This window comes from Tepidiforma bonchosmolovskayae, assembly GCF_008838325.1.
In the GTDB taxonomy this organism is placed as follows: domain Bacteria; phylum Chloroflexota; class Dehalococcoidia; order Tepidiformales; family Tepidiformaceae; genus Tepidiforma; species Tepidiforma bonchosmolovskayae.
This window is the reverse complement of record NZ_CP042829.1, coordinates 1,050,928-1,065,423: the sequence shown is the minus strand read 5'-3', so window position 1 is coordinate 1,065,423 and position 14,496 is coordinate 1,050,928. Positions and strand designations below refer to the sequence as shown.

The window sequence follows — 14,496 nt, the reverse complement described above, 5'->3', positions numbered from 1 at the left end:
CCCGTTACACCAGCACGCGGTAGATGAGGTTCGTCGTGACGGCCCCGGCCGCCATGAAGCTCACCGTCGACACCAGGCTCGGCAGCTCCAGGTTCGAAAGCCCGAAAATCCCGTGCCCGCTCGTGCACCCGCCGGCCAGCCGCGTCCCGAAGCCGATCAGCAGCCCGCCGACGAACATCCAGGCGAGCTTCCCGGCCGGGCCCCAGCCGATTTCGGTATCAAACATCCCGAGCGCCCACGTCGGCTCCCAGCCACCGCCCAGCACGGCGGAAAGGAATCCGCCGAGCACCAGCCCGCCCAGCAGCGGCAGCCGCCACCCGTTCGACCCCCGGATGGCGTCCCGCCCGAAGTACGGCGCCTTCACCACCAGCGCGCACACATTCTCGAACCCCGTCGACACCCCCAGCCGGTGGCTCGTCACCGACAGCAGCGCCAGCGTCACCAGCGCAATCCCCGCCCCGGCAACCGCCCAGTGCAGCGGCTCCAGGTCATGCAGTATCAGCGGCATTCCACGTCCTCCATGCGTCAGTGAGACTTCAGCATAGCCCCCGTCGCGCTTCCAAACCGGGCCTCAAGTTCCGCATCGTTTCGCCCGAAATAATCGGAGGAACCACCCGCCAGGCAACCGCAAAGGAGGAACCGAATGCCCGTCAGCACCGATGTCATCACCAAGGCCATCGCCGCCCACGGCCAGTGGAAGCAGCGCCTGCGCGACGCCTGCGCCACCGGCAAGAGCGACTTCCGCCCGGAAGTCGTCAAGACCGATAACGCCTGCGACCTCGGCAAGTGGATTTACAGCGAGGCGAAGGTCCAGATGCCCGGCCACCCCGGCGTCGAAGAGGTCCGCAGGCTCCACGCCGAGTTCCACCAGGAGGCCGCGAAAGTCCTCTCCCTCGCTCTCCTCGGGAAGCGCGCCGAAGCCGAGGCGGCGATGGCGATGGGCTCCCCCTACAGCAAGGTCTCGACCGCACTCGTCAACGCCCTGAAGAAGCTCCAGGCCGCCTGACCCCTGCTGCCGCCGGCCGGTCCCCCGACGCCCGGCCGGTCGGCCGCTGGCAGCCCCCGCCCGCCGTGCCACGCTCGAAGCGATGCTGACGCGGCGGGCGTTCCTGTTGCTGCTCCCCGGGCTCATATTGCCCCTCCTCCTCGCCTGCGCGAACGGCCCTGCCCCCGCGCGCCCGCCCGGCGCTGATTTCGGGGGCGACGCTGGCGACTCCGGCGCCATCGCCTATCTCGACGCCGATGGCTGCATCGCCTGGGTCCGCCTCCGCGACGACGCCCGCGGGACCCATTGCCCCGCGACCCGGGGCCGTGTCACCGCCCTCACCTGGCTCGACGCCGACACCATCGCCTACGTCACCCCCGAGCTTGCCCGCCTCGGCTGGCGCGGCCTGCGCATCTCCACCGGCGCTGAGTTCGCCCTCGACCCCGTCGCCGAATCGCCCCGCATCTACCAGGTCGGCGCACCCCAGTTCTATTCCGTCCTCGGCGAGCGCATCGATATCGTCGACGGGTCGGCCGCCTGGACCTCCGCCGACGGGTCCGAACGGCGCGTCCTCCTCGCCCCCGGCGCCGGGCGCGGCCCCCTCGCCATGGTCACCTGGTCGCCCGATGGCGCCGCCGTCCTCCTCGCCGAAGGCGCGCACAAGGCGCTCTGGGTGGTCGACCGGGCCGGCGCAGCCCGCCGCATCGCCGCCGCGAGCGCCGGCTTCGCCTCCTGGTTCGTCCCCGCGGCCGGTGCCATGCCGCACGCCGACCTCACCTGCACCCTGCCGACCGAGTTCACCTACCGCTGCCAGGCCGCCCCCTGGCAGCCCGCCGACGGCGCCCCGTCCGTCGCCGGGGACGAGATCCTCCTCAGCTGGTCCGCCTGCCCCGGCGTCACCGGCTACGAACTCGAAGTCGTCGGTCCCACCGGCGAGGTGGTCCACCGGCGCGTCTCCTCGGCCCAGGCCCAGCGCTTCACCCCGCCCGGCCCCGGCGACTACACCTGGCGCGTCCGCACCCGCATCGGCGCCGAACCCACCGCATGGAGCGCGCCGCGCACCCTGCGCGTCCGGTAGCGCCCCGCCTCACCCGCGCCGCAGCAGCTCCTCGATAAACTGCGCGACCCCTTCCTCCTCAGGCCCGGCGATCACCTCCCGCGCGGCTGACAGCGCAGCCGGCGTGCCCGTCGCGACCGCAACCGCCAGCCCCGCCGCTTCGAACATCGGCACATCCACCTCCGAATCGCCGATGGCGACGGCCTCCGCCGGGTCGATCCCCAGCGCCGCGCAGAGCGCCCGCAGCCCGGCCCCCTTATCGACGCCCTTCGCCGTCACGCTCACCATCCCGTCGCCCGTGAACGCCAGCGCATCGAACAGCTCCACCCGGTCGCGCCACGCCCGCAGCTCTGCGAGGTGCGGGTCCTCGGCCCCCGGCTCAGCCAGCACCGCCAGGGCCCCGCGCAGGTCGGCCTCCCGCAGCGAGGTCACCGGCCGCAGCCACTCCGGCGCGTTCGCCGCCCATGGCGGCAGCTCGTTCGCCCGCCGGTAGGCGAAATCCGGCAGCGCCACCGTCGCCGGCCATCCCGCCCGGTCGCACAGCTCCGCGATGAACCGCGCGAACTCCTCCGGCAGCGGCGCCTGCGCGACCGTCCGCCCGCCCGGCGCGCGCACATCGGCCCCCGCCGAGGCGATCGCGGCCACCTCCAGCCCCGCCGCCGCAAACGGCCGGACCGCCGCTTGGTACCAGCGTGCCGTCGCCGGCGCCACCACCAGTCCCGCCGCCGCCGCCCGGAGCAGCGCCTCCGCCGTCCGCGGCGTCAGCCCGCCCGCCCCGTTCAGCAGCGTGCCGTCGAGGTCGATAGCCAGCAGCCGATACCGCATGCCCCTACCCGCGCGGCAGACCGAGCCCGCGCGTCGCGATAATCCCGCGCTGGATCTCGCTCGTCCCTGCCGCAATCGTCGCGCTCACCGCCTGCAGGTAGCCCGTCGCCTGGTCGATCACCATGTGCGGGCTCCCGTCGCGGAGCTGACCCGCCATCCCCAGCAGGTGCATCCCCGTCAGCGCAATCCGCTGCGTGAGCTCGCTCCCGAACAGCTTCGAGGCCGACGCCTCCGTGTTCGGCACCAGCCCCCGCGCCTGCATCGTCGCCACCCGGTACGCCAGGAACGTTCCCACGTTCACCTCCACCGCCCGGTCAGCGAGCTCGTGCCGGATGCCCGGGCGCCGCCGCACCAGCTCCGGGCGCTCCTTCGCCAGCGCCACCAGCCGCTCCACCGAGCGCCGCCCGCCCGCATACGCCTGGATGCCGGAGCGTTCGAAATCAAGCGCCACCGCCATGTGGTACCAGCCCCGGTTCACCTCCCCCACCACCTGCGTCGCCGGCACCCGCACATCCTCGAAGAACACTTCGTTGAAGCCGTGCCGGTTCGCCATGTTGATGAGCGGGCGCACCGTAATCCCCGGGCTCTTCATGTTCACCATGAACATCGTGATCCCCTTGTGCTTCGGCGCATCCGGGTCTGTCCGCGCCGCCAGCCACCCCCAGTCGGCCAGGTGCCCGCCTGAGGTCCAAATCTTCTGGCCGTTAATGACATAATCGTCGCCGTCGCGGACCGCCCGCGTCTGCAGCGCCGCCAGGTCCGAACCCGCGCCCGGCTCGCTGTAGAGCGTGCACCACCAGTCCTGCGCCTGCGCAATCCGGGGGATGAACGTGCGCTTCTGCTCCTCCGTCCCGTAGAGCATCAGGCTCGGGCCCACCCAGGCGATACCCATGTTGCCGACCGGCGCCTGCGCGTAGGCCATCTCCTCGTTGTAGACGAGCTGCTTCATGTGCGAAGCGCCGCCGCCGCCGTACTCCTTCGGCCAGGCCATCGCCAGCCAGCCCCGCTCGGCGAGCTTCCGCTGGAAGCCCATCACGTAGGCCTTCTCCTCCTCGGGAGAGCGGAACCCGCCCTCGAAGCCCCGGCGGAGCCGCTCCTCCTCCGGCGGCAGGTGCTCACGGATGAACTGGCGAACCTCCTCGCGGAACGCCTCGGTTTCAGGGTCGTAGCGGAACCGCATCGTGCAGGGGCCTCCAAACCTTCGTGGGGCCCGAACTATACCGCCTTCCGCCCCGGCCCGCGGGTGCTCCCGTTCCTTCAGTGCGAAACCGGGAGGAGGACCGCCTCGACCTCGTCAGCGTGGACCGCGTCAAACGTTCCGACGAGCCATGCGTCGTCCGGGTCGGTCACTTCGAGGTAGCGCGCCAGGAACCAGCTGCCGTCCTCGGTCGGCGCAACCACCTCAGCCTTGTTTCCGCTGATGAGCACCACCACATCGCCCGCCTCCAGGTCCCAGATATCGACGGCCATGGCAATTCCCTCCATAGGTTACTGGTGCGGAGCCTACGGCCGATTCCGCGAAATGTCCAGGGCTACGGCTCGTATTTCGAGGGAACTTCGCGGAAGCCCAGGCCGCGGTTGACCTCGTCGAGCGACACGAACGTTCGCCGGTCGCCGGGGCGGCGAAATCGGCGGAGCTGGCCCTGCTGGACGAGGCGCTCCAGTGTGCGGCGGGAGACGCCGAACATGGCTGCAGCCTCCGCTATGGGCGTGAGGTCACGGGGGACGTTGACATCTGCGTCGCTATGCGCCAAAGTGCGACAAACTCCGACAAACAGATAGGCTGAGCAAGGTGCTGAAGTGAGTGCTAACGGGATGCAGGCGCGATTGTGGGCGAGGCAAACTCTTGACTCGCCGGGGGTGAGCGACGACATTACGCTCGGGCTTAATGCTCACGTACATAAGCGCTTGCATAATGTGAACACGGACCCAAACCTCACCTACGTCGACCTGTTTGCTGGATGCGGGGGGCTCTCCCTCGGTCTCGAGAAGGCCGGGTTCCGGGGCATCCTGGCCGTTGAGAAGTCCCCCATGGCCGCAGAGACGTACTACCACAACTTCATCCAGCGTCTCCCCGTGGGCGACGCCGGCGCCAGGCAATGGAAAGCTTACTGCGAGCAGCCGCTTCGCTCCCAGTTCGAAGCGGGTCTAATCGTCGACGAAGTCGCTGCGCTGCTCCGGGAGCCGACGTTGCTGGAGGAGCTCCGCAGGCGCGATGTCGACCTCGTCGCCGGTGGGCCGCCGTGCCAGGGATTTTCGATGGCTGGCCGTCGCGACCCGCATGATGCCCGGAACCAGCTTCCGTGGCAGTTTCTCGATGTTGTCGAGGCCATAGAACCTAAGGCGGTCCTGATTGAAAACGTCGTCGGTATCGGCCAAGACTTCGTCAAGAACGGCGCCAAGGCGCCCTTCCGGGAACTCGCGGAGGCGCTGGCTTCTACCGGTCCCAGGTACGTCGTGCAGCCCATGCGGTTGAACGCGATGCACTTCGGCGTCCCGCAGCATCGGCCACGGATGTTCCTCGTTGGTTTGCGGACCGATGTCGCTAGGGCCGCGGGGTTATCCGGTTCGCTCCCCTTCTATGTCTCCGGGCAGCTGCCGCCCTCGCCGCTTTGTCCCGTGCCCTCCGTCAATCGGCCGCTGACCGTACGACACGCTCTCTGGGACCTTGTGGACGTTGACGGCGAACTCCAGTACGCGGCCGATTGCGGCGACCTGTCCTATATGTGCTCGCCAGGGCGATACGCCTGGACGATGCGCTGTTCGCCGGAGTGGCTTCCCCCGGCCCTCCCGGAGGCTGCTCCTCCATCCCGCCCGCTGAACGCAACGCAACGTAAGCACTCGCCTCCCATCGAGCTGCGGTTCCGGCTGTACCAGTACTTCGACGCGGTCGGGATACGGCCTGGCCTCCTCAATGTCGCCGCCGACCCGGGCCTCGACGGAAACAGCCGCGTTGAAGTCGTCGAGCACTTCCTCAGGGCCGCGCCCGTTCCCGCCATTGCCCCAGACGGCACGGTGCTCGCGGAAAACAAGCAGGAGCTTGTTGCGCTCGTCGTCGCGGCTGCTACCAAGAAGCACTCGCAGCGCCCGATGCGCTGGGACGAGCCCTCACCGACGGTGATGAGCCTGCCCGACGACTTCGTCCACCCACGCTACCCGCGAACGTTTACCGTACGGGAACTCGCGCGCCTCCAGTCGTTCCCCGACAACTTTGAGTTCCGCTCGAAAGAGACGACCGGCTCCGAGCGGCGCAAATTTGAAGTGCCGCAGTACACCCAAGTGGGGAACGCCGTGCCGCCCTTGCTGGCCAAAGCTGTGGGCCAAACCCTTGCATCGCAAATTAGAAAGGCCAAGGATGCATAGTAGCTTCCTGACTCTCTTCTGACCACTTGCTACTTATCGTTGGTATTCCCCAGGTCGGGAAAAATCTGTCTATTGACTCAATGAAATCTACAGTCGGTCTTCCCCAGTAGACTCCTCCGCTCATAATTTGTCCTTTCACGACAGGTGCACTCGTCGCGTTAAAATCAACTTTGTTTTGTGAAGGGACGGTAAATAATGCTGTTCTCAGCTGTCCATCGTAGAATTGAGAGAGTTGCGCACGGCCACCTACGGCAATCCTTGCGTGATCTTGCTTGTATCTTCGATAAATCATGTCCCAGAATAGAGCAGCATTTATTTGATCATTAAAAGTAGTCTTGCAGGAGATGGCAAACAGCTGAATTTTTGAAGGATCGTTTAAGGCTCCATCAATCCGCTTCTTCGGAACCCTCTTCCAATTGTCGACTTTAATCTCTGGAACCTGTTCTCCTCTCCAAACGAGAACAATGATGTCATTATCTGGAACCAATTTCTTGCCAGAGATCGTAACTCTAAGAGCCTCACGTACCGAGGAAGGGAGTAGTAGCCGAGCGTGGCTTCTGTGGACAGCTGCTGCATCTGTTCCTTTAAAACATGCCGTTAGATAAAGCGCGCACAGTAGTTCCCAAGCAATACCTGCTTTCGAGACAGAACTTTGACTTCTATCGCCTGCATCATAAGAACGAAAGATTTCCCGCATATGTTGGCCTAACGAGACAGGAAAGTCGCGATCGGAACTGTGAGCCATTATTTGTGGTAGGTAGGCCTTGTTGAACGGCACCAGAAACTTATCATTGTTCAAAATCAAACGAGCAGAAAATAGATTAATTGCTTGGAGAACGCTAACTTTCATAAGGCAGGCTGGTTGACGAACAACTCATGACAATCGGGCACTGGCTGCACCGCGGCGCCCGCGCTCGGCAAATAGATGCCGCGAAGTCTAGCACAGCCCAGCCAAGGCGTGCACCTGGTGCCGCGGCTCGAGCCGTCTCCTGGAGCCATGGGTCGTCTCGGATATCTGCGAGGGTGCGCTCGCCGAAGTAGCGCTCGATGACGCGCGTCATGTTCACGTCAAGAAGCGGTTCGGGCTGTCCCGCGCACACGGCGAGGACGGCGCTTGCGACATACTGGCCGACCCCGGGGACCGCCTCCAGTTCCTCCCGGGTTGTCGGCAAGCTGTTACCGTGCTCGGCCATCCAACGTGCGAGCGCGCGAATGCGGCGCGTGCGTTGCTGGTGCAGGCCGAGATGTCCGATGGCCGAGGCAATCTCATCATCGGAAGCCGATGCGAGCGCCGAAGGCGTCGGGAAATGCTCGAAGAAATCGTGCCAGCATTTCGCCACTGCGGTAGCCGATGTCTGCTGCAGCAGCAGTTCGGTGATCGCCACCCGGTACGGGTCGGTGACATGCCGCCAAGGAAAATCCCGCCCGTGCTCCTGGGCCCACGCGAGGATGCGCGTTTGAAAGTCCTCGATGGCATCCCGAGGCGGTAACGGCCGCCCGGTCTCCCGCAGCGACCAGTGCTTCCTCGGCCTCTTCATGGTGGTGAGCCTAACAACCCCGCCGCCGGCCCCGCCACACCCCAGGCGGCCCCTCACCCTCCCGCCTTCAGCACCCGCAGCCAGATCTCCGCCTCCTCCATCCCAACCCAGTTCCCCCACCACCGCTCGCACACGTACAGCCACCGCTCATCCCGGTTCGCCAGCCGGTCGAACACCCACCCCAGCACCGCACGCACCCGCCCCGGGCGCACCGTGTCGAAATTCAAATTGAAGTGCAGCCGCCGACGCTCAATCTTGAACTTCGCCGGGTGGTAGTACCCCCACACCTGCCCGTCCAGCGTCGTCGGGTCGAAGTACTCGAACATCGCCAGGTACACCCCCCGCCGGTGCGTCGGGTCCTTCCACGTCAGAAACGGCGTCGAACCGTGCGGAAAGCGGAAGTACACCAGCGCACCCGGCCTGCACACCCGCCACACCTCCCCCATAAACGCCAGCAGGTCGTCCACGTGCTCAATAAGGTGCGAGGCGTACACCTCGTCGACCGAGCTGTCCTTCAGGGGCAGCGGACGCGTCACATCGGCGATGACATCGACGCCCGGCACCCGCGCGATATCGAGCCCGATGGCGCCCGGCTTCTTCCGCCGCCCGCAGCCGAGGTCGATCACCACCCGGCGCCGCGGCGCCGCCCCCGGCAGGGGCGGTTCCGAACCGGACGGCATCGGCGAAGCCGGCTGACGCACGCCGCGATTATCGCCGGAACCCGCCCCGCGCGCCCAACAACCCCCCCGCGCGCTCGCCCGGTAAAGGCGGGCCGCAGCCGTCACCTAACACTCACGTTCACGTGAGGGTATGCTCTTTCCATGCAGCGATCCCGGACCGCCCCCCGGCCCCGGCCCCGCGCCGAAGCCCCCGCACTTCCCCAGCCCCGCTCCCTCCGCGCCATCGCCGCCCGCCAGTTCGCTTCCCTCGCCGTCTACAACTACCGCGTCTACTTCATCGGCCAGCTCATCTCGCTCGTCGGCACCTGGATGCAGACCACTGCCCAGGCCTGGCTCGTCCTCAAGCTTACCGGCTCGCCGCTCGCCCTCGGCACCGTCACCACCCTCCAGTTCCTCCCCATCACCGTCTTTACCCTCTTCGGCGGCGCCTTCGCCGACCGCCTCCCCAAGCGCCGCGCCCTCGTCATCACCCAGTCGCTTGCGATGACCCAGGCCGCTGTCCTCGCCCTCCTCGTCGCCACCGGCCGCGTCCAGCTCTGGCACGTTTACGCCCTCGCGCTCTGGCTCGGCACCGTCAACGCCTTCGATGGCCCGGTGCGCCAGTCCTTCGTTGTCGAACTCGTCGGCCGCGAGCGCCTCGTCAATGCCGTGGCCCTCAATTCGAGCATCTTCAACCTTGCCCGCATCGCCGGCCCGGCCGTCGCCGGCGTCACGATCGCAGCGATCGGCCTCTCCTGGGCCTTCGCTGCGAACGCCGCAAGCTTCCTCGCTGTCCTCGCCGCGTACGCGCTGATGCGCCCGTCCGAATTCCGCGCCGTCCCGAAGTCGCCCGCCCGGGGCAACGTTCTCCGGCAGGTGCGCGACGGGCTCGCCTACTCCGCGCGGACCCCGGCCGTCGCCTTCTTCTTCATCCTCCTCGGCGTCATCGGCACCTTCGGATACAACTTCACCGTCATCGTGCCGCTCGTCGCCGAATTCGTGCTCCACGTCGGGCCGCAGAAGTTCGGCATGCTCACCTCCGCCATGGGGGCCGGCAGCCTCACCGCAGCGCTCATCATGGCCGCGACCGGCCGCCTGCGGCCTGCATGGCTCCTCCTCGCCTCCGCCGCCTTCTCCGGCCTGCTCGCAGCCGTCGCCTTCTCGCCCCTCTATGCCGTAACCGTCGCCCTCCTCTTTTTCCTCGGCATCGTCGGTGTCGCGTTTTCGACCACCATCAACACCTCGCTCCAGGTCATCGTCCCCGATGAGCTCCGCGGCCGCGTGATGAGCATCTTCTTCCTCCTCTTCGCCGGTTCCACGCCGATCGGCGGCTACATCACCGGCTTCCTCGCGGAGCACCTCGGCGTTCGCGTCGCCCTCACCGCCATGGCCTCCCTCTGCGCTGCCGGGACCATCCTCGCTGCCGCCTACTACATTCGTATCGGCCGGGATGCCTTCCGCGCGCTCGAAGCCGAGGACGACGCCGAAACGCCCGCCGCCGGCGCACCCGCCGTTGACGCCGCGGGCTGAGCCGCCCCTACACCTCCTGCAAACTCCAGCCGCTCGTCCCGATCATCACGCCAATCACCATGATCGCCAGGGTCAGCAGCAGCCCCAGCACGCTCAGCACCATCGACACCATCCGCGCCCGGCGGAGCGCACCCTCATCCACCGCCTCGCCCCGCGCCTTCGCCTCGTACAGCCGCAGCTGCTTCGGACCCGCCCAGAACGTGTGCAGCGCCACCACCGCCAGCATCACCAGCAGCACGTTCATCTTGATGATGAACCAGACCCCGAACCGCAGGCTCGTGAACTCCGCATCCGACGGAATCGCGTAGTAGTCCCGCCACGTGAACACCAGGTACGTCCCCGCGACGATGACCAGCGCCAGCCCGAGCCCGCCGAGGTAGCCGAACCGCCGCGTAATCGTCCGCATCGCGGCCACCCGCGTCGGGAGGTCCGCAATCTGCCGCGAGGCCGGCCCCCAAACCACCGCGAGGAACACCTGCGGCCCCACCCACAGGGCGATGCCGAGAATGTGGAGCCACAGGAAGGTCATGTGCAGAAAGGTGTCCACAGGCGCGCTCCCGCGTCAGGTCTGGTCCGATTACACCCGACCGCACCCTACCGGGGAAGCCTCTGGATGCCCGTCCAGCTTTCGGAATGCACACTGTCACGATGTGTAACGTATTACCTCACGTTGACTTAGCACGTGCTAAGCTTGCGCCATGAGCGATACCGCACACTGGCAGGGTGATGCCCGCCTGGCCTTTGGCGAGGGCTTCGAAACGCGCGTTGCCGCCTCGCTTTCCCGGAACGGCGGCCCCGCGCCGTGGACCGGTGAACTCGTTATCCACGGCGTCGCCGCCATCCTCCCCGGCGACCGGGTCGAGCTGACCGTCGGCCGTTCCACCCGCACCGCCATCGTCCGCGAAGCCGCGATCCGCGGCGGCGCCGGCCACCGGACCACCACGCTCCGGATCGACGGGGAAGGCACGCCCCCGGCTGCCCTCCGCGAACGCCAGGGGCCCTGACTCCGGCACACCTTCGCCCCCTTTTTGTGCCAGCGTCGGCGCTTGTTCTCCCGCCGCGCCCGGGGCACGATTCCCCGGTGCTCCCGCGCTTCCGCCACATTCCCCGGCCGGCCTGGCTCCTCGGCCTCACCTCCTTCTTCGCCGACCTCTCCTCCGAACTCGTCTACCCGCTCATCCCGATCTTCCTGACCGCCACGCTCGGCGCGCCTGTCGCTGCCGTCGGCCTGGTCGAGGGCGTCGCCGAGGCCACCGCCTACGCGACGCGCCCCCTCGCCGGCCGCTGGAGCGACGCCGCCGGCGCCCGCAAGCCGTTCGTCGTTGCCGGCTACGCCCTCGCCGCTGTCGGCAAGCTCATCCTCGCGCTTGCCCCCGCCTGGGGGGTCGCCCTCGCCGGCCGCGCCGTCGACCGCTTCGGCAAGGGCATCCGCACCCCCGCGCGCGACGCCATGCTCGCCGATGTCGCCACCCCCGAAAACCGCGGCCGTATCTTCGGCTTCCACCGGGCTTTCGATACCCTCGGCGCCGTCGTCGGGCCGCTGTTCGCGCTCCTCTTCCTCGCGGTTGTCGGCCAGCAGCACCTCCGCTGGGCCATCGCCATCGCCCTCGTCCCCGCCGCCATCTCGGTGCTCGTCGTCGCCCGCGTGCCCGAAGTTCGCGCCCCGGCCCGTCGCAGCAGCGATGACCCCCGCCCCGGCATCCGCAACCTCCCGGCCGCCTACTGGCTTTTCCTCGGCGTCACCGGGCTCTTCATGCTCGGCAACTCCTCGGATGCCTTCCTCATCCTCCGCGCGAAAGACCTCGGCCTTACGACCACCGCCGTCGTCCTCGCCTACGTCGTCTACAACGCCGTCTATGCGCTCCTGTCGTACCCCGCCGGCGCCCTCAGCGACCGCATCCCCCGGCCTGCCGTCATCGTCGGCGGCTATCTCGTCTTCGCCGCGGTCTACCTCGGGTTCGCGGTCGCCGGCAGCGGTGCGCTCGCCTGGGTGCTCTTCCCGCTCTACGGCGCCTACATCGCCGCCACCGAGGGCATCGGCAAAGCGTTCATCGCCGACCTCGCTCCTCCCGAGGCCCGAACCACTGCGCTCGGCCTCTTCCAGGGCGTCACCGGCGGGCTCGTCCTCGCCGCCAGCCTCCTCGCCGGCGTCCTCTGGGACGCCTTTGGGCCGAAGGCGACCTTCTCCTTCAGCGCCGCCGCAGCACTCCTCGCGGCGCTCCTCGCCGCAGCCCTCCTCGCTGCCGGCCGGCTCCGGCCCGCCTCCGTATAATCCCCGGTCATGACCCGCACCTACGAAAACCTCCTGATCGACCGCGTCGGGACCGACGGCCGCGTCGCCCGCATCACCCTCAACCGCCCCGAAAAGATGAACGCCCTCTCCCAGGAGCTCCTCTTCGAGTTCTGGGACGCCCTCCACGACCTCGAGGCCGATGACACCGCGCGCGTCATTATCGTCCGCGGCGCCGGCCGCACCTTTAGCGCCGGCTACGACCTCGCCCCGCCGCGCGGCGGCGCCGACGGCGTCGTCCGCCGCTACCGCACCACCGACGAAAAAGGCCGCCGGCTGCTCATGGGCATCCGCACCGGCATGCAGCAGATTACCGATATCCACCTCTACTTCTGGAACATGGCGAAGGTCACCATCGCCCAGGTCCACGGCTACGCCCTCGCCGGCGGCTGCGAGCTCGCCATGATGGCCGACCTCGTCGTCGCCGCCGAAGACGCCCAGCTCGGCCACCCGGGCCTCCGCGGGCTCGGCACCAGCCGCACCGGCGTCATCTGGCCGCTCGTCATCGGCATGCGCAAGGCCAAAGAGCTCTACTACACCGGCGACTCCATCTCCGGCCGCGAAGCCGAGCGGATCGGCATGATCAACTACGCCTGGCCGAAGGAGGAGCTCGAGGAGAACACCATCGCCCTCGCCGACCGGCTCGCCAACGCCACTGCCGACCACCTCGCCATCCTCAAGCTCAACATGAACCGCTTCTACGAGAACATGGGCATCTACTCGTCGGTGCGCAGCTCGACCGACATGGACGCCATGGCCCAGATGACGAGCTTCAGCTACGCCTGGCAGGACCGGATGCGCGAAAGCATGGAAGCCGGCACCGGCCTCAAGGGCGCCCTCGACTGGCGCGAAGGCATGTACCGCAACCTCCCGCCCGGCCTCAAGCGCTAGCCGTCACCGCCGCCGGAAGGCAATCGGCAGCTCCAGCACCCCGCGCATGAAGAACGTCGGCACCCGCGGCAGCGGCCCGTCCGTCGTCCGTTCGAACCCCGTCGCCCTACCGAGCAGCTCCTCGTAGGCGACCCGCGCCTCCAGCCGCGCCAGCGGCGCCCCAAGGCAGAAATGAATCCCCATACCGAACGCCAGGTGCCGGTTCGGCGAGCGCGTCACATCGAACCGCAGCGGCTCCGGGAACTGCGCCGGATCGCGGTTCGCCGCCGCCAGCCACACCAGCGTCACCATCCCGGCCGGGATCGTCCGGCCCCGCAGCTCCACATCCCGGGTCGGCCGACGGGCCGTCGCCTGCACCGGCGAATTGAACCGCAGCACCTCCTCCAGCGCCGAGGGGATGAGCGCCGGGTTCGCCTCCACCTTCGCCAGCTCGTCCCGGTGCTCCATGAAGCTCAGCATCGCATTGCTGATCAGGTTCGTCGTCGTCTCGTTCCCGGCCACCAGCAGCAAAATCAGCATCTGCAGCAGGTCCGGGAACGTCAGCCGCTCGCCGTCCTGCTCGGCCTCCACCAGCCCGGTGATCAGGTCGTTCCGCGGATGCCGGCGCCGCTCCTCCGTCATCCGGGTGAAGTACTCCCGCATCTCCTCGAAGACTTCCGCCCGGACCTGCCGCCCGCCGCCCAGCCCCGTGCCCAGGCTGGCGACCACCTCGTCCGACCACTCCTTGAACTGCGCCCGGTCCTCCGGCGGAATCCCGAGGATCTCGGCGATGACGATGACCGGCAGCGGGTACGCCAGCGCGGCCACCAGGTCGCACGCGCCCGCCTCCAGCGCCGGCTCCAGCAGCTCCCGCGTAATCTCCCGGATGCGCGGCTCCAGCTGCTCGACCATTCGCGGCGTGAAGGCCTGCGACACCAGCGACCGCAGCCGCGTATGCCGCGGCGGGTCCGAATTCAGCATCGTCGGCTCCGGCGGGTCCGTCACGTCCGGCGGCGGCGGGAACCGCGACGACCACGTCTCCCAGTCCTTCAGGATCGCGGCACAATCGTCGTAGCCGAAGACCATCGCAAGGCCCCGGTCCGGCAGGACCAGCGGGCTCATCGCCCGCCCCAGCTCATAGAACGGGAACGGGTTCTCCAGGAACGCCGGGTCGTTCACATTCGGCGCGGCAACCATCGACCACCTCCGCCGACCCAGTATACCCCAAAACCCGAACGCCGTTCGCGTTCACGCCGTGCTCCCCGCTCCCCGCTCCCCGCTCCCTGCTCCCTGCTCCCCGCTCCCCGCTCCCTGCTCCCCGCTCCCCGCTCCCTGCTCCCCGCTCCCCGCTCCCTGCTCCCCGCTCCCCGCTCCCCGCT

17 protein-coding genes are annotated in these 14,496 nt (G+C 68.0%); 7 read left to right on the top strand and 10 right to left on the bottom strand.

Going from position 1 to position 14,496, the window contains the following annotated elements; genetic code table 11:
- Nucleotides 1-4: 4 nt before the first annotated feature.
- A complete protein-coding gene (locus tag Tbon_RS05420) occupies nt 5-508 on the bottom strand; it encodes a YeeE/YedE family protein (RefSeq protein ID WP_158066675.1) in 504 nt (167 codons plus the stop codon).
- A 135-nt stretch (nt 509-643) separates the two neighbouring features.
- Between Tbon_RS05420 and Tbon_RS05415 the strand changes: the two genes are divergently transcribed.
- Together Tbon_RS05415 and Tbon_RS05410 are read left to right on the top strand one after the other, a co-directional pair.
- A complete protein-coding gene (locus Tbon_RS05415; protein WP_158066674.1) occupies nt 644-1,006 on the top strand; it encodes a CZB domain-containing protein in 363 nt (120 codons plus the stop codon).
- A gap of 82 nt (nt 1,007-1,088) precedes the next feature.
- Nucleotides 1,089-2,063 (top strand): hypothetical protein, encoded by a 975-nt coding sequence (locus Tbon_RS05410; protein WP_158066673.1) that lies wholly within the window; start codon nt 1,089-1,091, stop codon nt 2,061-2,063.
- Nucleotides 2,064-2,072: 9 nt separating this feature from the next.
- On the opposite strand, the gene Tbon_RS05405 is transcribed toward Tbon_RS05410, so the two are convergent.
- From Tbon_RS05405 to Tbon_RS13780, 4 genes are all read right to left on the bottom strand, one after another.
- A complete protein-coding gene (locus Tbon_RS05405) occupies nt 2,073-2,867 on the bottom strand; it encodes an HAD family hydrolase (RefSeq protein WP_158066672.1) in 795 nt (264 codons plus the stop codon).
- Between the two features lie 4 nt (nt 2,868-2,871).
- Nucleotides 2,872-4,047, bottom strand: coding sequence for an acyl-CoA dehydrogenase family protein (locus Tbon_RS05400; protein WP_158066671.1), 1,176 nt, complete (start codon nt 4,045-4,047; stop codon nt 2,872-2,874).
- A gap of 77 nt (nt 4,048-4,124) precedes the next feature.
- Nucleotides 4,125-4,337 carry a hypothetical protein gene (locus Tbon_RS05395; RefSeq protein ID WP_158066670.1) on the bottom strand — a complete coding sequence of 71 codons (213 nt, stop codon included), beginning with the start codon at nt 4,335-4,337 and terminating at the stop codon, nt 4,125-4,127.
- A gap of 62 nt (nt 4,338-4,399) precedes the next feature.
- The gene (locus Tbon_RS13780) at nt 4,400-4,621 is read right to left on the bottom strand and encodes a helix-turn-helix domain-containing protein (RefSeq protein WP_192498177.1); all 222 of its coding nucleotides are present in this window, start codon (nt 4,619-4,621) and stop codon (nt 4,400-4,402) included.
- Nucleotides 4,622-4,784: 163 nt separating this feature from the next.
- On the opposite strand from Tbon_RS13780, the gene Tbon_RS14150 reads away from it, so the two are divergent.
- Complete coding sequence (locus Tbon_RS14150; RefSeq protein ID WP_225734715.1) at nt 4,785-6,230, top strand: DNA cytosine methyltransferase; 1,446 nt, start codon at nt 4,785-4,787, stop codon at nt 6,228-6,230.
- Here Tbon_RS14150 and Tbon_RS05375 read toward each other — a convergent pair.
- The 3 genes from Tbon_RS05375 to Tbon_RS05365 are packed head-to-tail and all read right to left on the bottom strand — an operon-like array spanning nt 6,208 to nt 8,469.
- On the bottom strand, nt 6,208-7,080 hold the full coding sequence (locus tag Tbon_RS05375) for a hypothetical protein (protein WP_158066668.1): 873 nt from the start codon (nt 7,078-7,080) through the stop codon (nt 6,208-6,210). The genes Tbon_RS14150 and Tbon_RS05375 overlap by 23 nt on opposite strands.
- Nucleotides 7,070-7,768 (bottom strand): HhH-GPD family protein, encoded by a 699-nt coding sequence (locus Tbon_RS05370; protein WP_158066667.1) that lies wholly within the window; start codon nt 7,766-7,768, stop codon nt 7,070-7,072. Before Tbon_RS05370 ends, Tbon_RS05375 begins: the two co-directional genes overlap by 11 nt.
- Nucleotides 7,769-7,821: 53 nt before the next feature.
- Complete coding sequence (locus tag Tbon_RS05365) at nt 7,822-8,469, bottom strand: class I SAM-dependent methyltransferase (RefSeq protein WP_158066666.1); 648 nt, start codon at nt 8,467-8,469, stop codon at nt 7,822-7,824.
- Between the two features lie 120 nt (nt 8,470-8,589).
- Here Tbon_RS05365 and Tbon_RS05360 point away from each other — a divergent pair, with 120 nt between their 5' ends.
- Nucleotides 8,590-9,957 (top strand): MFS transporter, encoded by a 1,368-nt coding sequence (locus Tbon_RS05360; RefSeq protein ID WP_158066665.1) that lies wholly within the window; start codon nt 8,590-8,592, stop codon nt 9,955-9,957.
- 7 nt (nt 9,958-9,964) lie between these two features.
- Here the strand turns inward: Tbon_RS05360 and Tbon_RS05355 are convergent, their stop codons facing one another.
- The gene (locus Tbon_RS05355) at nt 9,965-10,504 is read right to left on the bottom strand and encodes a hypothetical protein (protein WP_158066664.1); all 540 of its coding nucleotides are present in this window, start codon (nt 10,502-10,504) and stop codon (nt 9,965-9,967) included.
- Between the two features lie 151 nt (nt 10,505-10,655).
- Here Tbon_RS05355 and Tbon_RS05350 point away from each other — a divergent pair, with 151 nt between their 5' ends.
- The 3 genes from Tbon_RS05350 to Tbon_RS05340 all read left to right on the top strand — a co-directional run bounded on the left by Tbon_RS05350 (nt 10,656) and on the right by Tbon_RS05340 (nt 13,138).
- Complete coding sequence (locus tag Tbon_RS05350) at nt 10,656-10,961, top strand: hypothetical protein (protein WP_158066663.1); 306 nt, start codon at nt 10,656-10,658, stop codon at nt 10,959-10,961.
- A gap of 77 nt (nt 10,962-11,038) precedes the next feature.
- Complete coding sequence (locus Tbon_RS05345; RefSeq protein ID WP_158066662.1) at nt 11,039-12,229, top strand: MFS transporter; 1,191 nt, start codon at nt 11,039-11,041, stop codon at nt 12,227-12,229.
- A 9-nt stretch (nt 12,230-12,238) separates the two neighbouring features.
- Complete coding sequence (locus Tbon_RS05340; protein ID WP_158066661.1) at nt 12,239-13,138, top strand: enoyl-CoA hydratase-related protein; 900 nt, start codon at nt 12,239-12,241, stop codon at nt 13,136-13,138.
- A gap of 3 nt (nt 13,139-13,141) precedes the next feature.
- Here Tbon_RS05340 and Tbon_RS05335 read toward each other — a convergent pair whose 3' ends face one another.
- Entirely contained in the window at nt 13,142-14,314 is a 1,173-nt protein-coding gene (locus Tbon_RS05335) for a cytochrome P450 (RefSeq protein ID WP_158066660.1), read from the bottom strand.
- Nucleotides 14,315-14,496 lie beyond the last annotated feature (182 nt).